Raw genomic sequence first — 19,746 nt, 5'->3', positions numbered from 1 at the left:
GAGGCGCTACCGCTGGCGGCCGGTGTGCGGCGGAGCGGTGGTCTCGCGGAGGATGAAGCGGATGGGCATCTCGACGGGGCGCGACGACCCGGCGTTCGGTCCCTCAAGACGCCTCAGCAGCAGCAAGGCCGCCTCCCGGCCCTGGGCCGCGACCGGCTGGGCCACGGTGGTCAGCCCGACCACCTCGGACAGCTCGTGATCGTCGAAGCCGACCACGGACACGTCCTCCGGAACCCTCAGCCGGTGCCGGCGCAGGGCGCGCAGCGCGCCCATCGCCATCTCGTCGGACTGGGCGAACACGGCGGTCGGCGGATGGCGCAGCGCCAGCAGCTCCGTCATGGCCCGCTCACCGCCCTCGACCGTGTAACCGCCGTCGGCTTCCAGGGCGGTGTCGGGCTCGATCCCGGCGTCGGCGAGCACGTCCAGGTAGCCCTGCCGGCGGTCGAGGGGCGTGGTCCAGTGCAGCGGCTCGCTGGCGCCGGAGATCATGCCGATCCGCCGGTGGCCCAGGTTCACCAGGTGCCGTACGGCACTCTCCGCGCCGCCCCGGTCGTCGATGCCGACCACCGTGAAGCCGGTCCGGGCGCCGCCGACCGTGGTCGCCAGCGGCACGCCGAGGGAGCACAGGGCCGCGGCCTCCTCCGGGTCCGGGATCAGCAGGGACAGCACGGCGTCGACCCGCTTGCGGATCGGCAGCTTGGTGAAGAAGCGCTTGCGCGCCTCCGGTGAGCCGAGGTTGTACAGCAGGACGTCGTAGCCGGCGGCGCTGAAGACCTTCTCGGCCGCGTCCAGCACCGTGCCGAAGAACCAGCGGCCGACGTACGGGACGACGACGCCGATGGTGTAGGTGCGTCCGCTGGCCAGGCTGGAGGCCGAGCGGGAGGCGGTATAGCCCAGTTCGGCGGCGGCCGCGACGATCCGGGCCCGCATCTCCTCCGACACTCCCGAGCGGCCGCGCAGGGCGCGGGACACGGTGGACGCCGAGACCCCGGTGGCCTCGGCGACATCGGTGATGCTGACCGTCACGGGACGCTCCTTGATCGGGTGCGCGCCGCGTGGCCGGGGGTCCGGAGCACGTCGGCGGGAGTGGGAGTGACGAGACCGTAAACCCGCTCACCTGGTTGCGCAAGCGTTTGCGTTCAGATTTACTTCGGCTGACTCTCAGAGGAACTCCCCCCAGCAAGATCACAGCGCACGCGTTTGAGTGCCGCTGTCGGCAGACAGGACCTGTCCATGCGATACGCGCCGCCCGGCCTCTGCGTGAACGACTTCGACCTCCTGCGCCACGCGGACGGCACCTACACCGCGCTGCATCTCCAGGGCCCGTGGACGGCCGAGTTCGACCACCTGCGCATGGAGACCTCCTACGGCCGGGCCACCTCCACCGACCTGGTCCACTGGGAACCGCAGGGCACGGCCTTCGGCAACGGCCTGCCGGGCCGCTTCGACCAGCAGGCGGTGTGGACCATGCATGCCTTCCCGCACGGCACCGGCATGGCGATGCTCTACACCGCCGTCTCCGGGCTCACCCCGGGCGGCTGGCCCCTGCAGTCGGTCGGCCTGGCCCGCTCCGACCGCACCGACGGCACCGGCTGGCGCCGTCACGGCACGGGGCCGGTCGTCGAGGCGGACGGGCGCTGGTACCGCACGGGCGAACGCATGGGCTGGCGCGACCCCTTCGTCGTACGCGACGACGAGTCCGACGGCTGGGTCATGCTGGTCTGCGCCGCCGACGCATCCCTGCCGGTCGAGGTCAGCGGGTGCGTCGCCTGGGCGACCTCCGACGACCTGGAGCACTGGACGGTCCACCCGCCGCTCGTCTCCCCCGGTGACGTCGACGAGTTCGAGTGCCCGGTCCTGGAACGCCTCGACGACGGCGGCTGGCTGCTGCTCGGCTCCATCGGCGCCACCCGGGGCTTCGAGGCGTGGACCGCTCCGCGCCTGCGCGGTCCGTGGACCCGCCGCGGCCCGCTCGGCCCGACGGGCGCGTACGCGCCACGCGTCGTCACCGCCCCCGACGGCTCCCGCGTCGTGCTGCACACCACCCCGCGCCGCGTGGACCTGACCGACACCGGTGACCGCTGCCGCGGCATGCTCGCCCAGCCCAAGTCCCTCGTCGTACCGCAGGACGCGGCGCCCCGTCTGGAATGGTGGCCCGGCCTGGACCGATGGCTCGGCGAGGAGACGTACGACGCCCCTCTGCACGCGGTCGGCGACGTCGACCTCTCGGGACGCACCGAAGTCACCCTGCGCACGCATGTCTCCGACGGGGACCGGCCCGCGCTCACGGTCGGCTGCGACGGCAAGAACCTCCGGGTCACCGGCCCCGACGGCACCCCGCTCGGCGAGACCCTCCTGCCGGAACCCGCGGCCGGCTTGCGCATCCTCACCGTCGGGGAGTACGTCGAGGTCTACGCCGACGGCGTCTTCGTCCTCACCACCCTGTGCTACTCCGGCCGCCCCGCACCCTGGACGGCCGTCACCGAGGACGGGGTCCGGCCCGTCGCCGTGCGCCCCCTCCGGCTGCCGGACCCGCACCGCGACGACGCCTCGGCCGTCTGGCCCGGCCCGGTCCCGTGCTGACCCGTCCACATCCCGTCTCACCCGACGGACGACGTTTCGCCCACGTTTCTGGAAACGGCTACGCTCCCCTCCGTGGCTGAGATCCGGATTCCCGCTGACATCAAGCCCGCCGACGGACGTTTCGGCGCGGGCCCCTCCAAGGTGCGGACGGAAGCGCTGGACGCGCTGGCCGCGACCGGCACCTCCCTCATGGGCACCTCCCACCGTCAAGCTCCCGTCAAGAACCTGGTCGGCCAGGTGCGCGAGGGCATCAGTGAGCTGTTCCAGCTCCCCGACGGCTACGAGGTGATCCTCGGCAACGGCGGCTCGACCGCGTTCTGGGACGTCGCGACGCACGGCCTGATCGAGAACAAGTCGCAGCACCTCAACTTCGGCGAGTTCTCCTCGAAGTTCGCCAAGGCCGCCAAGCTGGCCCCCTGGCTGGCCGAGCCGACCGTCATCTCCTCCGACCCGGGCACCCACCCCGAGGCGGCCGCCGAGGCGGGCGTGGACGTCTACGCGTTCACCCACAACGAGACCTCGACCGGTGTCGCCATGCCGATCAAGCGCGTGGCCGGTGCCGACGAGGGCTCCCTGGTCCTGGTGGACGCCACGTCCGGCGCCGGGGGCCTGCCCGTCGACGTGTCCGAGACGGACGTCTACTACTTCGCCCCGCAGAAGTCCTTCGCCTCCGACGGCGGCCTGTGGATCGGCGTCTTCTCCCCGGCCGCGATCGAGCGCGCGGAGCGCGTCCACGCGTCCGGCCGTCACGTCCCGGAGTTCTTCTCGCTGCCGACGGCGATCGACAACTCCCGCAAGAACCAGACGTACAACACCCCGGCGCTGGCCACCCTCTTCCTGCTGAACCAGCAGCTGGAGTGGATCAACGGCCAGGGCGGCCTGGACTGGTCGGTCCGGCGCACCGCCAGCTCCGCCCGCACGCTCTACGGCTGGGCCGAGGACATCAAGTACGCCAACCCGTTCGTCACCGACCCGGCCAAGCGCTCGCAGGTCATCGGCACGATCGACTTCACGGACGAGGTCGACGCCGCCGCCGTCGCCAAGGTGCTGCGCGCCAACGGCATCGTCGACACCGAGCCCTACCGCAAGCTCGGCCGCAACCAGCTGCGCGTCGCGATGTTCCCGGCGATCGACCCGGCGGACATCGAGGCGCTCACCAAGTGCATCGACTACGTGATCGAGAAGCTCTGACCTTCTCGCACCCGACGTGAGTGTCGAGGGCGTCCCGCTCGTGCGGGGCGCCCTCTTCCGCGCTCAGGCCGGTGTCGAGCGCGCCACCCGGAACCCCACGTCGTCGATCCGGAACGTCGGATGGCTCCGGCGGCGCACCGAGGCGCGGCAGCTCCAGTGCTCGTCGGACCAGCCGCCGCCCCGCAGCACCCGGTACGTGCCGTAGACCTCGGCGTCGTAGAGGTCCCAGCACCAGTCCCAGACGTTGCCGAGCATGTCGTACAGGCCCCAGGCGTTGGGCTGTCGGCCGCCCACGGACCGGACGCGGTCGCCGGAGTTGCCGCGGTACCAGGCGATGTCGTCGAGCGGGCCGTAGCGCGGGCCGGTTCCGCCGGCGCGGCAGGCGTGTTCCCACTCGGCCTCGGTGGGCAGCCGGTAGCCGTCGGCGGCGGGGTCCCAGTGGGCGGTGGCGTCCCCGTCGGCGCTCCCGGTGCCGTGCTCCACCTCGTACGCGGGGGTCAGGCCCTCGTGTACGGACAGCGCGTTGCAGAACCGGATCGCGTCCCACCAGGACACGCCCTCGACGGGCAGCCGGCCGCCCCTGGCCGTGCTCGGACGCTCGCCGGTGACCCGGGCGTACCACTCCTGCGTGACCGGGACCGCCGACATGCGGAACGACGCGACCTCCACCGCCCAACTGCGCTGCGTCCGCCGGTCGGACAGCGTGACGCGCCCCGCCGGGACGGCCACCATCTCGTTGTCCGCGTTCTCCCCCATGGCCGGACACCCTAGAGGGCGCCCGGCGAGTGTCGCCGGGCGCCCCGTGTGTCCGTGTCAGGCCTGGGCCGGTGACGCGGTCAGCGTCCGGACCCCAGGATCCCGCGCAGGCTGTCGCCGACCGCCGCGACGGCCGGCTGCGTCGCGCTCGGAGCCTTCTGCGCCGCCGGCTGCGGCTTGGGGTCGGGGTTCTTCTTGCACACCGCGTCCGCCACACCGCTGCCGTGCGGGACCTTGCCGTTGGTGAGGTACGTCGCGAGGTGCTTGTCGAGGCAGGCGTTGCCGCTCAGCGTGATGCCGTGGTTGCCGCCGCCCTGCTCCACCACCAGGCTGGAGCCCTTCAGCAGCCGGTGCATGGTGACGCCGCCCTGGTAGGGCGTGGCCGCGTCGTCCGTCGCCTGGAACAGCAGCACCGGCGGGAGCTTGGTGTTGGCGACGTTCACCGGCTTCAGCGTCTTCGTCGGCCAGAACGCGCACGGCGCGTTGTACCAGGCGTTGTTCCACGCCATGAACGGCGCCTTCTCGTACACCGCCCAGTTGTCCTTGCGCCACTGCTTCCAGTCGCGCGGCCAGGACGCGTCACGGCACTGCACCGCCGTGTAAACGCTGTAGCCGTTGTCACCCGAGGCATCGATGGCGGCGATGTTGTCGTACGCCTCGACCAGCGCCGCGGTGTCGTGGTTGTTGACGTACGCCGCGAACGTCTGCGCGAGCGTGGGCCAGTAGGCGTTGTTGTAGCCGCCGGGTATGAAGATGTCCTCCAGCTCGGAGGCGCCCACCTTGCCGCCCGCGGGCTTCTTGGCCAGGGCCGCCCGCATGGCGTACCACTTGGCCTCGATCTTCTTCGGGTTCGTGCCGAGCTTGTACGTGGAGTCGTACTTGGCGATCCACGCCATCAGGGCCTTGTGGCGCTTGTCGAAGGCGTAGTCCTGCTGGATGTTGTCGTCGTACCAGACGCCGGTCGGGTCGACGATCGAGTCCAGCACCAGGCGCCGCACCCGCTCGGGGAACAGCTTGGCGTAGACGGCGCCGAGGTAGGTGCCGTACGAGTAGCCGAAGTAGTTGATCTTCGGTGCGCCGAGGGCCTTGCGGATCGAGTCCATGTCCTTCACGGCACTGACCGTGTCGATGTACGGCAGGACGTCCGCGTACTTCGTGCCGCAGGCCTTGGCGAAGGACTTGGCGCGCGCGAGGTTCGCCTTCTCCAGCGCCGGTGTGCTCGGCACGGAGTCGGGGCGCACGGGGTCGAAGTGGCCCGGCTTGCAGTCCAGGGCGGGCTGGCTCTTGCCCACTCCGCGCGGGTCGAAGCCGATGACGTCGTACTGGGCGGCGACCGCCTTGGGCAGGGAGGACGCGACGAACTCGGCCAGCGACAGGCCGCTTCCGCCGGGACCGCCGGGGTTGACGAGCAGCGGGCCCTGGGACTTCGGCGCGGTGTGCGGCACGCGGGAGAGAGCCAGCGTGATCTGCTTCCCTCGCGGCTTCGCGTAGTCGAGCGGCACCTTGACCGAGCCGCACTGGAGCGTCGGGGTGTCGTCCGTCGCGCACTTCTTCCAGCTGATCTTCGCGGCGGCGGTCGTCAGGGCGGTGTTCTCGGCGTGCGACGCGCTGGCGTTGGCGGGGACGGCGGTGAGTGTCCCGGCCAGGACGACCGTGGCGCCGCACAGGACGGCTGCGCTTCTTCTCATGGAGTTCTCTCGCAACGGTGAGGGGGGTCAGGCCCGCGAGTGACACGGGCCGTGCCGAATCGTTTCGGAATACCGCACCGCGCATGTACGAATTCGAGCAAGACTTGACCAAATCGAGGCACAGCCCGCCCTCAGGAAGCCCGCAGAAACGGGGCGTTCTGACAATTCCGGACAGACGGACCGGCAGACGGACCGGTAGACGGACCGGCAGACGGACCGGCAGACGGACCGGCAGACGGACCCGGGCGGTCGGTGCGGCGGGCCGGGCAGTGGGGGGCCCGGCGGACACCGGGCCCCCACCTCATTCCCTGCTCACGTGGCCGTGCACCTCACGCTCGGCACGTCCCCGCCCCCGGGCGCGCCGCCCAGGCCGAAGCTCGCCGAACCGCCCACCGGCACACTCCCGTTGTGCGCCGCGTTCACCGCCGTGACGGTCGCCCCGCTCTGGGTGTGCGAGGCGTTCCACATGCTGGTGACCTTCTGGGAACCGCTCCAGGTCCAGCTCACCTTCCAGGACTTCAGCGGCAGCGTGCCCGCGTTGGTCACCTTCACCTCGGCGTTGAAGCCGCCGCCCCAGTCGCTGCTGACGGTGTAGGCGGCGGTGCAGGCGGGCGTGCCGTTGCCGGGGTCGCCGGGACCGCCCGGGCCGGGGCCGGAGCCGCCGGTGTCGAAGCCCGGCGCCTTGACGGACGCCAGGTACCCGTCCTTCACCGTGTCGACCGTCTGCCAGTCGTCCTTCAGGATGCCGCCCGTGTCACCGGAGTTGGGGTTCCAGGACCAGAACGTCCAGTGGAAGCTGTCGGCACCGTACGTCGACGTCGAGCGCAGGTACTTCACCAGCTCGGCCAGCCACTTCTGGTCCACCGAGGGCTGGAGCGTCGTACCGAACTCGCCGAGCCACACCGGGGCGATGTTCTGCTTGAAGATGTAACCCCAGTACTTGTCCCAGATCCCCGGCATGTTGGCGGGGAAGGACGGGTCGGAGAACCAGGACTGCTGCGCCACCGATGTCGCGTAGTCGTGCGCCGAGTACACCAGCCGGTCCGGGACGTCCAGTTGGACCGGGTACTGGGCCACGCCCATGAGGTTGCCGCCCCACCAGCCGTTCACGCCCTCGTGCGACTGCACGCCCTCGACCATGATCAGCAGGTCGGGGTTGGCCGACAGGACCGCGTTGCCCGCGCGCTGGGCGGCGAGGCGCCAGTCGCGGGAGGTGTCGCCACAGCCCCAGCAGGCCGGGTCGTGCGGCTCGTTGTGCAGGTCGATGCCGACGACGGTGGAGTTGCCCTTGTAACGCGTCGCCAAGGCCTTGAGGTTGGTGATCCACGTCGACTCGGGGACCGACGCCGTGTACCAGAGGGCCGATTGGCCCGCCGCGTCCGGGCGGTGCCGGTCCAGGACGACCTTGAGGCCGGACTGCCCGGCGTAGGCCACGATCTTGTCCAGGACCTGGAGGGACGTCAGCCCGCGCAGGTCCGTGTTCTTGCCGTCGGTGTTGATGCTGTCCGGCATGGCGCCGGGCTTGAGGATGTCGTCGCTGTAGGGCATGCGGATGGTGTTGTAGCCCAGCGACTTCATCTGGTCGATCATGCTCTTGTAGTCGCGGGCCCACAGGCCGTGGACGACGTGGTTGGCGGTCTCGAAGCCGAACCAGTTGATGCCGGCGATACGGACGGGCTGTCCGGCCGCGTCCAGGATCTGCCGACCGCTGGTGTGCCAGTAGCCGCCGCCGGCGGCCTCCGCGGCGACATCGGCCCGTGCCGACTGCACGCCCGCCAGCGGTAACAGGAGCGCCGCGGCGACACACAGCGCTCTGCGCAGAGTGCGGAACATGGGCTGCTTCCTCTCGGGTTCCTCTTGGGTTCCTCTTGGGGAGGGGGGAAGCACGGCACCCGGAACGGATGGGAGCGCTCCCATCATGCCGCGCACCTCCCAGAGAACTGACGCAACATGAGCACGTCAAGACTCTGGGACGCGCGCAACCGCTATCGGCTCAGCTTCTTGAACCGCCGTACGGCCAGCGGCAGGAAGATCGCGGTCAGGATCACCGGCCACACTCCGGCCATCAGCAGCGCGTGCTGCTCGACCCAGGTGTCGCCGTCGACCGGGTTGCCGAACAGCTCGCGGGTCGCCGCCGCCGTGGAGGAGATCGGGTTCCAGACCGCCACCCAGCCGAGCCAGTCGGGCATCAGCTGCGGTGCGACGAAGATGCTGGAGATCATCGTGAAGGGGAAGGCGACCGCGTAGAGGCCGCCCGCCGCCTCCGGGTTGGGCACGATCAGGCCGAGCCACACCCCGATCCAGATCAGCGAGAAGCGCAGCCACAGCAGCAGTCCGAACGCGCCGAGGAAGCCCGCGCCGCCGTCCGGCCGCCAGCCCATGGCGAGCGCGGTGAGCATCATGATCGCCAACTCGGCGCAGGCGACGATGATGTCGGTGACCCCGCGCCCGGCCACCACGGCCGAGGACGCCATCGGCATCGAGCGGAACCGGTCGATGACGCCCTTGGTGGAGTCGTACACCACGACCGTGGCGGTGTTCATGAAGCCGAACGCCATGGTCATGACGAACATGCCCGGCATCAGGAAGTCCTGGTAGTTCCCGCCGCCCGGCACCTTCATCGCGCTGCCGAAGACATAGCCGTACATCAGGACGGACAGAATCGGGAAGCCCAGCTGCCAGGCGATGTTGACCGGCTGGCGCTGGTAGTGGGTCAGGCCGCGGCGGACGATGTTCCAGCAGTCGGCGAGCAGCCAGTACGCGCCGCTCCGCGAGCTCGGGGTGCTCAGGTCGGTGGCGCTCATGCCGCGGACTCCTTCTCGGTGCGGTGTCCGGTCAGGCGCAGGAACACGTCGTCGAGGCTCGGCCTGCGCAGTCCGATGTCCTCGACCCGGACGCCCTCGTCCTGGAGGGTCCGGGCGACCTCGGTGAGAGCGGTGACCCGGTCGGTGACGGGTGCGTGCACCCGCAACTCCGTCTCGTCCGCCTCGGGTTCGCCGTCCGCGACCCGGGCGACGGTCTTCACCACCCGCGGGATCTCGGACCGCTCGGCGACCACGACCTCGATACGGTCGCCGCCGACCAGGCTCTTCAGCCCGTCCGGGGTGTCGTCGGCGATGGCCCGCCCCTGATCGATGACGGTGATGTGCGAGGCGAGCTTGTCGGCCTCCTCCAGGTACTGCGTGGTCAGCAGCACGGTCGTGCCGCCGGCCACCAACGCCCGGACCGATTCCCAGACTTCGCCCCGGCTACGGGGGTCGAGACCGGTCGTCGGCTCGTCGAGGAAGAGGACCGCCGGGGCGAGGATCATGGACGCCGCGAGGTCGAGGCGGCGCCGCATGCCGCCGCTGTACTTGCCGACCCCCCGGTCGGCGGCGTCGGTCAGGTCGAACTGCTCCAGCAGCTCGGCCGCCCGCAGCCTGGCCCGCTTCCCGCCCAGGTGGAACAGGCGGCCGAACATCTCGAGGTTCTGCCGGCCGGTCAGCACCTCGTCGACCGCCGCGTACTGGCCGGTGAGGCCGATCCGGGCCCGCACCTCGCGCGCCTGCCGGGCGACGTCGAGACCGGCGACCGTCGCACGGCCCCCGTCGAGCCGGATGAGCGTGGACAGGATGCGCACGGCCGTGGTCTTGCCCGCCCCGTTCGGACCGAGCAGGCCGTGCACCGTGCCCTCGCGCACCGCAAGGTCGAAGCCGTCGAGTGCGCGTTTCTCGCCGTACCTCTTCTCCAGCGCCTCGGCCCGCACCGCGTATCCGTCCATGCCGCCCCCTCCCGTCCGCCCGTGCCGCCTCGGCACCGAACTGGGTACAGCGTACCCGATTACGCGTACGGTGTACCCAGTTGTTTGCCGGGCGCCTTAAGCTGGCTCCATGACGAGCGGTACGAGTGGCACGGGCGGTACGGAGACCAGCGGCAGCGGCGACATCGCCCGCACCCTCGAACTGCTGTGGGAGACCGGCCGCCGCCCCAGCCGGGGCCCCAAACCGGCCCTCACGCTGGACCGGATCGTGGAAGCTGCCATCCAGGTGGCGGACACCGAGGGACTGGAGAAGCTCTCCATGCGCCGCGTCGCCGCGGAGCTCGGCACCGGCACCATGTCGCTGTACCGGTACGTGCCCGGCAAGGGCGAGCTGCTCGACCTGATGCTGGACCGGGTGCAGCGCCCCTCCGAGAACCCGGCCGACCTCGGCGACGACGGCTGGCGGGGGGCCCTGGAGGCACTGGCCCGCGCCACCCTCGCCCTCTACCGGCGCCACCCCTGGCTGCTCCAGGTCAACCAGTCCCGCCCGATCCTCGGCCCCAGCGCCCTCGACGGCATGGAGAAGGTCCTCACCCGGATCCGCCCGATGGGGCTGACCGACCCCGAACTGGTTTCCGCGATCATCATGATCGACGGATATGTCGTCGGGGCCGCGCGCACGCAGCTCTACGAACAGGAGGCGGAGCGCCGGACGGGCCTGACGGACGCCGAGTTCTGGCAGGCGCAGGTGCCGGCGCTGGAGAAGGCCATGACCTCGGGCCGCTACCCGGTACTGGCGTCCCTCTCCGAGGACGCCTTCGGCGCGGAGTTCGACCACTTCGAATTCGGACTGCAACGGATCCTGGACGGGCTGGAGATACTGGTGGCCCACCGGACCTAGGGGCACCCCACCGTCCCGCCCGGACGGGCCCGTCGGGACCTTGAGACGGCGGCGGGCCGGGCGAGGACGGCCGGCACGGCCCCGGGCCTGCCCCGCAGCGGGGGGCGCGCCGCGGCGGGGGGGGGGGGGGGGGGGGGGGGGGCGCCGACCCGTCGCGGGGTGTTAACCCCGCCGCCTCATCCCCCGCACGCCCAGGACGACCACCAGAAGGACCCCCGCGGCGATCGCGCCCGTCTTCAGGTTGCCGGTCAGTCCGTCTCCCCCGCTCTCGGACGTGGCCGAACTCCCGCTGCCGGAGGAGGAGTCGGAGTCTCCGCCACCGGGGGCGTCCTGGGGCTCCACCGGGCTGTCCGCGCCCTCGGCGCCGTACATCAGCCTCTTGCCGTCCGCGGTGTATGTGACGGACTCGCCCTGCCCGAGGAACGGCACGCCGAGGCGTTCCTTCTTCTTGATCTTTCCGCCGTTCCAGTCGTACGCGATCGCGCCGAAGTAGCTGCGTACGACGAGGTGTTCGCCGTCCGGGGAGAGCGTGGCGTCGGTGGCCTCCAGGTCGGGGACCGCGGCGACCGGGCGGAAGACGTTCGCACCGGACGGGGAGAGCTCCGCCGGGCCTTCGAAGAGGTGCCCGCCCTTCTCGTTCTTGTCGACGATGTAGACGCGGCCGGTCTTCGGGTGCACGACCAGGGACTCGGCGTCCCGCGCACCGCCGGAGTACTTCACGACGTACTGCGTGGCCTTGATCGTCTGGTCGCGCAGGTTCTTCGGCTCGGGCAGCCGGTAGATCCAGACGTACGGCCAGGTGCCGCCGAGGTTGTCGCCGATGTCGCCGACGTAGATCTGGTTGTCCGGCCCGATGGAGATGGCCTCGACGTCGCGCGGACTGCCGACGCCGGACATGGTGATCGTGGCGACCGTCTCGCCCGTCGAGCTGTCGACGGCGTAGAGGTACGCGCCGTCGTCGCTGTCGTTGTGCGTCCAGTAGATGCCGGGGTGCTGCCGCGAGGCCGCCAGGCCGCTGGACTCGGTGATGCGCGGGTCCTTGATCGTGAACTTCTCGTCGCCGTCGGCGGCGGAGGCGGGCACGGCGAGGGCGCCCGTGAGGAGGGCCGCGGCGAGAAGGGCGAACGGTCTGCGCATGCCCCAAGCCTGCCATCCGGCTCGGCGGTTCACCGGCGTAACGGATCACAGGACCGACGGCAGGACATGGGGCGTGTTCCGGCTCACACCCCGTCGGGCGCCGAGATCGTTCATCATGAGCGGATGCTCAGGTTCATGCCCGTCGGTGACTCCATGACGATCGGGAGCACGGGCGAACACACATGGCGCTACCGGCTGTGGCAGCACCTGTGCCGTTCCTACGCCGGGCCGTGCACGCTCGTCGGCCCGCGCGAGACGCTCTACGACAAGCTCGCCGACGCCCCGGTGTCGTACGCCTACGCCGAACCGGACTTCCCGCGCTCCCACCTGGCCGGCTGGGGCGAGGGCTGGCAGCACATGGCGCCGCTGATCGGCGACGCGGTGCGGTCCTGCCGCGCGGACGTGCTGCTGGTCTCCCTGGGCCTGATCGACCTGGGCTTCTACACGAACGCCGAGCAGACCGCCGAGAACGTCCGGGCCTTCACGGCCGAGGCACGGGCCGCGAACCGCCGGGTGCGGATGGTGTGGCTGCCGGTCACCCCGAACGTCCGCGCCCAGTCGGACGCGCCCTTCGCCGGCGAGGTCGCCCGCTTCAACGAACTCCTCGCCAAGACGGCCGCGGACCTCGACGAACCCGGCTCCCCCGTGCTCCTGGCCTCGCCCCCGCCCTCGTACGACGTCGCCACCGACACCTACGACGGCACCCACCCCAACGCGAGTGGCGAGCACAAGATCGCGGCGGCTTTCGCGGAGGCGATGCACCAGGGCTGGGGCCTGGCCGGGCCTTACGGGACGTAGCTGTCCGGCCGGCCTCGACGAGCGCGCCACCCGCCTCGCCCACCGGACCCGCGACCGGCTGGTCGGCGAACAGTGCCGTTCGGACGCATGGAGGGGTGGAGGAAAGCACTCTCGCCCACGGGCGTGCTTGCCTGGAGCGCACTCCAAGACGTTGGCTGGGAACCATGAAGTACACGCAGCTCGGACGCACGGGCCTCAAGGTCAGCCGGCTCGTCCTCGGAACCATGAACTTCGGCCCGCAGACCGACGAGGCCGACAGCCACGCCATCATGGACGCGGCGCTGGACGCGGGCATCAACTTCTTCGACACCGCCAACGTGTACGGCTGGGGCGAGAACAAGGGCCGTACCGAAAGCATCATCGGCAACTGGTTCGCGAAGGGCCAGGGACGGCGCGACAAGGTCGTCCTCGCCACGAAGGTGTACGGCAACATGGGCGCCGACGGCCCGGCCTGGCCCAACCACGACAAGCTCTCCGCGGTCAACATCCGCCGGGCGGTGGACGCCAGCCTCAAGCGGCTCCAGACGGACCACATCGACGTCTACCAGTTCCACCACATCGACCGGGACACCCCCTTCGACGAGATCTGGCAGGCGATCGACGTCCTGGTCCAGCAGGGCAAGATCCTCTACGTCGGATCGTCGAACTTCCCCGGCTACAAGATCGCCCAGGCCAACGAGATCGCCGCCCGGCGCGGCGGGACCATCGGCCTGGTCAGCGAGCAGTGCCTGTACAACCTCGCCGAGCGGCGCGCCGAGATGGAGGTCGTCCCGGCCGCGCAGGAGTACGGACTCGGGGTCATCCCGTGGTCGCCGCTGCACGGCGGTCTGCTGGGCGGTGTCCTCAAGAAGCAGGTCGAGGGCGGCCGCCGCGCCTCCGGCCGCGCGGCCGACGCGCTCAACGACGCCGCCACCCGGGCGCGGATCCAGTCCTACGAGGACCTGCTCGACAAGCACGGCATCGAGCCCGGCGAGGCAGCCCTGGCCTGGCTGCTCACCCGCCCCGGCGTGACCGGCCCGATCGTCGGCCCGCGCACCGCCGAGCAGCTCGCCTCCGCCGTCCGCGCGTCCGAGCTGGAGCTCTCCGAGGAACTCCTGACCGCCCTGGACGAGATCTTCCCGGGCCCGGGCCCGAGCCCGGAGGCTTTCGCCTGGTGATCGGGCCGGCGCCCGTCTTCCGGGGCGCGAGGCTGTGTGGCGAGGTCCGCGGTTTCCCCGACGCCCTTCAGGGGCGCGGGGCCGTGTCGATGTGCGGCTCCGCCGCGTGGGCGCGACGAGCCCCCACCGGCCCGCGGCCGGTACACGACCGACCGCGCGACCCCGCCCCGCTACCTCCCGATCACGGAGGCGAGGGCGACGACGAGAAACATCAGCACGAGCACACCGGCCATGATCCGGTTGCGGGTTTTCGGGTCCACGGCACCGAGCCTAACCGGCACCCCCGAGTGCCCAGCGTCCGACCGCCTCGTACCGCGGCTGCTCCCCCGCGACCCCGGACGCCGGCAGATGGCTCCGGACCAGGCAGAGCTCCCGCACGGTCCAGGTCCGGCCCGTGAAGCCCGCGAGGGTGTCCAGGAAGGCCCGCACGTCCCCCGCCGCCCGGCTCCGCGCCACGGTCAGGTGGGCCTTGTACCGCCGGTGCTCCCCCATCGGCACCCCCGCCTTGCGCCCCGCCGCCTCGGCCCGCTCGGCCAGCAGCCGGAGGGTCGCCAGGTCCCCCTCGGCCCCGGCCCCGGCCCACAGCGCCTTCCCGTGCCCGAACTGCCCGCCACCCCGTACGGCCAGCGGGAACGGCTCGGTGCGGCGCGCCGCCCGCTCCAGCCGCTCCGACAGCGCGGGGACGAGCCCGTCGTCGACCTCGCCGTAGAAGGCGAGCGTGAAATGCCAGCCGGGCCGACCGGTCCAGCGCATGCCGTCGGCGCCGGGCTGCCGGCGCAACTCGTCTACCACGGAACCGAGTTCACGGCACACGTCGTCCGGGGGCAGCAGGGCCGCGAAGAGTCTCATGAGCCCAGCCTGGCACCATGGGGCGATGCAGATCACCATCCGGGACGGCGGGCCCGACGACATTCCCGCGATACTCGGCATGCTCGACAGCTGCGTGGAGTGGCTGGTCTCCCAGGGGCGCACGGGGCAGTGGGGGACGAAGCCGCTGTCGCAGAGCCCGAAGACGGTGGAGTCGGTCGGCCGGTACATGGCGGAGGGCAGCGTGTTCATGGCCGACGTCGACGGCGTCCCGGCCGGCACCCTCACCCTCACCGGATCGGCGGGCGCCTACCTGTCCCACCTCCCGCAGCCCGGCGAACCCGAGCGCTACATCCACTGGCTGGCCTCCGACCGCCGATTCAAGGGGCACGGCGTGGGCAGTGCCCTGCTGACCCACGCCGCCGAGGAGACCCGCCGCGCCGGGATCTCCCTCCTGCGCGTGGACTGCTATGCCGGCGACGACGGCAAGCTCGTCCGCTACTACGAGGCCAACGGCTTCACCCGCACCGAGGCCTTCACGGTCGGCGAGAACGACTGGCCGGGGCAGTTGCTGGCCCGGAGGGTGTAGGCGGACTCCAGGGCCGGGCGTGTCCCGGTCACCGTGCGTATCGTTGTACTGCGCGGCCGGCTCCATCCGCGGGTGCGGCCGGGGAGGAGCGCCACGATGACCGTCCTTGCAGACAGGATCGAGATGGCCGACAGCAGCGGTGAACTCACCCTCGACACGATGTTCGAGTGGGTGGAGACGATGCCGGTCCCCGAGGGCTACAAGGTCGAGATCGTCGGGGGGAACATCTTTATGGCGCCTCAGCGGGCCACTCACTGGGACATCATCCTGGACATCGTCGAGCAGCTGCGCGCCAAGTATCCGCGCAAGCGCGTGAGGTCCGACGTCCGCGTCGACTACCCGGGCCACCTCAACGGCTTCGCCTCCGACGTGACGGTGATGGCGGAGGGCGCGACGGAGAACGCCAAGGGGCTGTGTCGGTACCAGGACGTCGAGTTCGTAGCCGAGGTGATCTCCAGGAAGACCGGCGCCAACGACTACGGCCCCAAGAAGGACGCGTATGCCGCCGCCGGTGTGCCGGTGTACCTGATCGTGGATCCGTACACCGGCCGCTGGCATCTGCACACCAAGCCCAAGGACGGCGAGTACCGGGGCGAACTGAGCCTGGACTTCGGGGACGAGATCGACCTGACGGGGACCGTGGTCGGGCTCGTCCTCGAGACCGGCGAGTTCCCCCGGGACTGACGCCGCCCTACGCCGCCGGGGCCAGCGCCTCCTGCTGCTCCCGGGGCACGAAACGCACCCGGGGATGCCCGCCGTGCCAGCCCACCGACAGCCGCAGGTTACCGAGCCGGGCCAGGATCAGGCCGATGACGGCCGCGGCGAGTGCCGCCACCGCACCGCCGGCCGCGAGGCCGACCCTGGCGCCGTAGGTATCGGTGATCCAGCCGACGATCGGGGCACCGACCGGGGAGCCGCCGAGGAAGATCATCATGTAGAGGGCCATGACCCGGCCGCGCATGGCGGGGTCCGTGGACATCTGGATGCTGGTGTTCGTGGTGACGTTGACCGTCATGCCGAACAGCCCCAGCGGGACCATGAGCAGGGCGAACATCCACAGTGTGGGGGTCGTCGCCGCCACGATCTCCAGCGCGCCGAAGGCCATGGCCGCCACGATCAGCAGCCGCAGCCGGGCCGTGCCCCGCCGTGCCGCGAGCAGCGCGCCCGCGACCGAGCCGACCGCCATCAGCGTGTTGAACATGCTGTACGCGCCCGCCCCCGCGTGGAACACGTCGTCCGCGAACGCCGAGAGGTACACGGGGAAGTTGAAGGCGAAGGTGCCGACGAAGCCGACCAGGACGATCGGCCAGATCAGTTCGGGGCGGCCGGTGACGTACCGCACGCCCTCCCGCAGTTGTCCCTTGCCGCGCGGGGCGCGCTCCACGACGTGCAGCTCGCGGGCGCGCATCAGCAGCAGTCCGGTGAGCGGCGCGATGAAGGACAGGCCGTTGAAGAGGAACGCGTAGCCGGTGCCGACGCCGGTGATGAGTATGCCCGCGACGGCGGGGCCGACCAGGCGGGCGGACTGGAAGTTCGCCGAGTTCAGGCTGACGGCGTTCTGCAACTGCCCCGGGCCGACCAGCTCGGAGACGAAGGACTGCCGGGCCGGGTTGTCCACCACGGTGGCGAGTCCGACCGCGAACGCTGCGACGTACACGTGCCACACCTGGACGTGCCCGGTGAGGGTGAGGACGGCCAGGGCGATCGCCGTGAGCGCCATCGCCGACTGCGTCACGAGCAGCGTGGGCCGCTTGCGCAGCCGGTCGACGAGGACACCGCCGTAGAGGCCGAAGAGCAGCATCGGCAGGAACTGGAGGGCGGTGGTGATGCCGACGGCCGCGGAGGAGCCGGTGAGGCTGAGCACCAGCCAGTCCTGGGCGATGCGTTGCATCCAGGTGCCGATGTTGGAGACGACCTGCCCCATGAAGAACAGGCGGTAGTTCCTGACCTTCAGGGAGGAGAACATCGAGGACTTGCGCGTCAGCGGATCGGAGGCGGGCGGGGAATCGTGGGGATCAGGTGCGGGGGCGGAAGCTGCTCCGGGTCCCGAACTCAAAAGGTTCGCCTCCTTGCGACGTACTGCTTACAGATGCGCGAGCTTCTCCAGCACGGGGGCGGCGGCGCGCAGTTTCGCCCACTCGTCCTCGTCGAGGTTCTCCACCAGCGTGGCCAGGAACGCGTTCCGCTTGGCGCGGCTCTCCTCGAGCATGGCCTCGGCCTGCTCGGTGCGTGTGACGACCTTCTGACGCCGGTCCTCGGGGTGCGGCTCCAGCCGGACCAGCCCCTTGGCCTCCAGCAGCGCCACGATGCGGGTCATCGACGGCGGCTGGACGTGCTCCTTGCGGGCGAGCTCGCCCGGCGTGGCCCTGCCGCACAGCGACAGGGTGCCCAGCACCGACATCTCGGTGGGGCTGAGCGATTCGTCGACCCGCTGGTGCTTGAGCCGACGGGACAGCCGCATCACTGCGGATCGGAGGGAGTTCACGGCGGCTACGTCGTCGCCATGGCTGAGGTCCGGCATGTTCTTTAGCGTAACTCATTACTCTCGCTAAAGACCAGCCGGGACGCGCACGAACGGCCGTGACGCCCGCCACTGAACCGTGACATCACTCATATGGGTGACACGGCGGCGGAACGCGCCCCGCCGCACCGAACGGTGCCGCGACCCTCATGGCCATGGGGACCAGTGTGCTCAGCCTGCGAATAGACCAGGACCTGCTCGAACGGCTCAGGCACCATGCCGCGAAAAGGGGAATGAGCGTCCAGGACCATGTCGTCCGGACGCTCATCCGAGATGACTTCGATCAGCGCTTCCAGGCCGCCGTCGAGGAGACGGAGAGGTTCTACGGGCCACCCGACTCCGGCGACGAGGATCCGGATCAGGTCAGACCCAGCGCCGGCATCAGGTAGTAGAACGCGAACACCGCCGACACCACGTACATCGCCCCCGGCACCTCGCGGCCCCGCCCGGCCGCCAGCCGCAGCACCACGAAGGTGATGAAGCCCATGCCGATGCCGTTGGTGATCGAGTAGGTGAACGGCATCATCAGCATCGTCACGAAGGCAGGGACGGCGATCGTGTAGTCCGCCCAGTCGATCTCCTTGACCGAACCGGCCATGATCAGGAAGCCGACGGCGACCAGCGCGGGGGTGGCCGCCTGGGACGGGACCATCGTGGCGACCGGCGTCAGGAACAGGGCGACGGCGAAGAGGCCACCGGTGACGACGTTCGCCAGACCGGTCCGGGCACCCTCGCCGACACCCGCCGTGGACTCGACGAAGGCGGTCGTCGCGGAGGAGGAGCTGGCGCCACCGGCGGCGACCGCGAGGCCGTCGACGAACAGCACCCGGTTGATCCCGGGCATCTGCCCCTCGCCATCGGTCAGCTTCGCCTCGTCGGAGACGCCCATGATCGTGCCCATCGCGTCGAAGAAGCACGACAGCAGCACGGTGAAGACGAAGAGCACGCCGGTCAGCATGCCGACCTTGCCGAAGCCGCCGAACAGGCTGACCTGCCCGATCAGCCCGAAGTCGGGGCTCGCGACCGGGTTGCCGGGCCACTTGGGCGTGGTCAGGCCCCAGCTCGGCACCTTGGCCACCGCGTTGATGACCACCGCGAGGGCCGTCATGGCGACGATGGAGATCAGGATCGCGCCGGAGACCTTGCGCACGATGAGCGCGAGGGTCAGCAGGACGCCCAGGACGAAGACGAGGACCGGCCAGCCGTCGAGGTGACCGTCGCCGCCCAGCTGGAGCGGGACGGTGGTCTGGGCGGCGTCCGGGATCCGGGAGACGAAGCCCGCGTCGACGAGCCCGATCAGCATGATGAACAGGCCGATACCGATGGAGATGGCCTTGCGCAGGCCGTAGGGCACGGCGTTCATGACGCGCTCGCGCAGTCCGGTGGCGACCAGCAGCATGACCACGAACCCGGCGAGGACCACCATGCCCATCGCGTCCGGCCAGGACATGCGCGGGGCGAGCTGGAGGGCGACGACGGAGTTCACGCCGAGGCCGGCGGCCAGTGCGATCGGGACGTTGCCGATGACGCCCATGAGGAGGGTGGTGAGCGCGGCGGTGAGGGCCGTCGCGGTGACCAGCTGCCCGTTGTCGAGCTGGTGACCGTACATGTCCTTGGCGCTGCCGAGGATGATCGGGTTCAGCACGATGATGTAGGCCATCGCGAAGAAGGTGGCGAGACCGCCGCGGACCTCACGGGGCAGGGTGCTGCCCCGCTCGGAGATCCGGAAGAAGCGGTCGAGTGCGCCGTACGTGGGCCCGGCTCCCGGCTGCTGAGGGGCGGGGACCTTGGCAGGAGCCGAGGAGGACATGTGTTGGTGTTTCCTACGAAGAGAAGTGGTCAGACACAAACCGTTTCAGTATGAACATATAAAACCACC

At 70.6% G+C, this 19,746-nt stretch carries 19 protein-coding genes; 8 read left to right on the top strand and 11 right to left on the bottom strand.

Features of this window, described 5'->3' with window-relative positions:
* Positions 1–6 precede the first annotated feature (6 nt).
* Positions 7–1,026 carry a LacI family DNA-binding transcriptional regulator gene (locus BJ965_RS21345; RefSeq protein WP_184910102.1) on the bottom strand — a complete coding sequence of 340 codons (1,020 nt, stop codon included), beginning with the start codon at positions 1,024–1,026 and terminating at the stop codon, positions 7–9.
* Positions 1,027–1,233: 207 nt separating this feature from the next.
* Here BJ965_RS21345 and BJ965_RS21340 point away from each other — a divergent pair, with 207 nt between their 5' ends.
* Positions 1,234–2,583 carry a mucin-1 gene (locus BJ965_RS21340; RefSeq protein ID WP_184910101.1) on the top strand — a complete coding sequence of 450 codons (1,350 nt, stop codon included), beginning with the start codon at positions 1,234–1,236 and terminating at the stop codon, positions 2,581–2,583.
* A gap of 72 nt (positions 2,584–2,655) precedes the next feature.
* Positions 2,656–3,774 (top strand): phosphoserine transaminase, encoded by a 1,119-nt coding sequence (gene serC, locus BJ965_RS21335; protein WP_184910100.1) that lies wholly within the window; start codon positions 2,656–2,658, stop codon positions 3,772–3,774.
* A gap of 63 nt (positions 3,775–3,837) precedes the next feature.
* On the opposite strand, the gene BJ965_RS21330 is transcribed toward serC, so the two are convergent.
* The 5 genes from BJ965_RS21330 to BJ965_RS21310 all read right to left on the bottom strand — a co-directional run bounded on the left by BJ965_RS21330 (position 3,838) and on the right by BJ965_RS21310 (position 9,978).
* The gene (locus tag BJ965_RS21330) at positions 3,838–4,530 is read right to left on the bottom strand and encodes a formylglycine-generating enzyme family protein (protein ID WP_246545939.1); all 693 of its coding nucleotides are present in this window, start codon (positions 4,528–4,530) and stop codon (positions 3,838–3,840) included.
* An 80-nt stretch (positions 4,531–4,610) separates the two neighbouring features.
* Positions 4,611–6,218: an alpha/beta hydrolase gene (locus tag BJ965_RS21325; protein WP_184910098.1), complete on the bottom strand. Its 1,608-nt coding sequence runs from the start codon at positions 6,216–6,218 to the stop codon at positions 4,611–4,613.
* A 312-nt stretch (positions 6,219–6,530) separates the two neighbouring features.
* Complete coding sequence (locus BJ965_RS21320) at positions 6,531–8,051, bottom strand: cellulase family glycosylhydrolase (RefSeq protein ID WP_184910096.1); 1,521 nt, start codon at positions 8,049–8,051, stop codon at positions 6,531–6,533.
* Between the two features lie 152 nt (positions 8,052–8,203).
* Positions 8,204–9,022: an ABC transporter permease gene (locus tag BJ965_RS21315; protein WP_184910095.1), complete on the bottom strand. Its 819-nt coding sequence runs from the start codon at positions 9,020–9,022 to the stop codon at positions 8,204–8,206.
* Positions 9,019–9,978, bottom strand: coding sequence for an ATP-binding cassette domain-containing protein (locus BJ965_RS21310; protein WP_184910093.1), 960 nt, complete (start codon positions 9,976–9,978; stop codon positions 9,019–9,021). Before BJ965_RS21310 ends, BJ965_RS21315 begins: the two co-directional genes overlap by 4 nt.
* Before the next feature lie 109 nt (positions 9,979–10,087).
* On the opposite strand from BJ965_RS21310, the gene BJ965_RS21305 reads away from it, so the two are divergent.
* The gene (locus BJ965_RS21305) at positions 10,088–10,858 is read left to right on the top strand and encodes a TetR/AcrR family transcriptional regulator (protein ID WP_184910092.1); all 771 of its coding nucleotides are present in this window, start codon (positions 10,088–10,090) and stop codon (positions 10,856–10,858) included.
* Between the two features lie 162 nt (positions 10,859–11,020).
* On the opposite strand, the gene BJ965_RS21300 is transcribed toward BJ965_RS21305, so the two are convergent.
* On the bottom strand, positions 11,021–11,995 hold the full coding sequence (locus tag BJ965_RS21300) for a WD40 repeat domain-containing protein (protein WP_184910091.1): 975 nt from the start codon (positions 11,993–11,995) through the stop codon (positions 11,021–11,023).
* Between the two features lie 123 nt (positions 11,996–12,118).
* On the opposite strand from BJ965_RS21300, the gene BJ965_RS21295 reads away from it, so the two are divergent.
* Positions 12,119–12,793, top strand: coding sequence for an SGNH/GDSL hydrolase family protein (locus BJ965_RS21295; RefSeq protein ID WP_184910090.1), 675 nt, complete (start codon positions 12,119–12,121; stop codon positions 12,791–12,793).
* Between the two features lie 164 nt (positions 12,794–12,957).
* Positions 12,958–13,950, top strand: a complete 993-nt coding sequence (locus BJ965_RS21290) for an aldo/keto reductase (RefSeq protein ID WP_184910089.1) — start codon at positions 12,958–12,960, stop codon at positions 13,948–13,950.
* 270 nt (positions 13,951–14,220) lie between these two features.
* Here BJ965_RS21290 and thpR read toward each other — a convergent pair whose 3' ends face one another.
* Entirely contained in the window at positions 14,221–14,799 is a 579-nt protein-coding gene (gene thpR, locus BJ965_RS21285; protein ID WP_184910088.1) for an RNA 2',3'-cyclic phosphodiesterase, read from the bottom strand.
* A gap of 25 nt (positions 14,800–14,824) precedes the next feature.
* Between thpR and BJ965_RS21280 the strand changes: the two genes are divergently transcribed.
* Complete coding sequence (locus BJ965_RS21280; protein WP_184910087.1) at positions 14,825–15,346, top strand: GNAT family N-acetyltransferase; 522 nt, start codon at positions 14,825–14,827, stop codon at positions 15,344–15,346.
* 96 nt (positions 15,347–15,442) lie between these two features.
* Entirely contained in the window at positions 15,443–16,030 is a 588-nt protein-coding gene (locus BJ965_RS21275; protein ID WP_184910086.1) for a Uma2 family endonuclease, read from the top strand.
* Between the two features lie 7 nt (positions 16,031–16,037).
* Here BJ965_RS21275 and BJ965_RS21270 read toward each other — a convergent pair whose 3' ends face one another.
* Both BJ965_RS21270 and BJ965_RS21265 read right to left on the bottom strand, forming a co-directional pair.
* A complete protein-coding gene (locus tag BJ965_RS21270; protein WP_184910085.1) occupies positions 16,038–17,402 on the bottom strand; it encodes an MFS transporter in 1,365 nt (454 codons plus the stop codon).
* A gap of 27 nt (positions 17,403–17,429) precedes the next feature.
* The gene (locus BJ965_RS21265) at positions 17,430–17,867 is read right to left on the bottom strand and encodes a MarR family winged helix-turn-helix transcriptional regulator (RefSeq protein WP_030849396.1); all 438 of its coding nucleotides are present in this window, start codon (positions 17,865–17,867) and stop codon (positions 17,430–17,432) included.
* A gap of 149 nt (positions 17,868–18,016) precedes the next feature.
* Between BJ965_RS21265 and BJ965_RS21260 the strand changes: the two genes are divergently transcribed.
* The gene (locus tag BJ965_RS21260; RefSeq protein ID WP_184910084.1) at positions 18,017–18,256 is read left to right on the top strand and encodes a ribbon-helix-helix protein, CopG family; all 240 of its coding nucleotides are present in this window, start codon (positions 18,017–18,019) and stop codon (positions 18,254–18,256) included.
* Here the strand turns inward: BJ965_RS21260 and BJ965_RS21255 are convergent.
* Positions 18,226–19,677: an NCS2 family permease gene (locus BJ965_RS21255; RefSeq protein WP_184910083.1), complete on the bottom strand. Its 1,452-nt coding sequence runs from the start codon at positions 19,675–19,677 to the stop codon at positions 18,226–18,228. The two genes, BJ965_RS21260 and BJ965_RS21255, sit on opposite strands and share 31 nt — an antisense overlap.
* Positions 19,678–19,746 lie beyond the last annotated feature (69 nt).

The organism is Streptomyces luteogriseus, from assembly GCF_014205055.1.
Classification (GTDB): Bacteria; Actinomycetota; Actinomycetes; order Streptomycetales; family Streptomycetaceae; genus Streptomyces; species Streptomyces luteogriseus.
The sequence above is the reverse complement of the archived record's forward strand: the minus strand, read 5'-3'. Positions and strand labels throughout refer to the sequence as shown.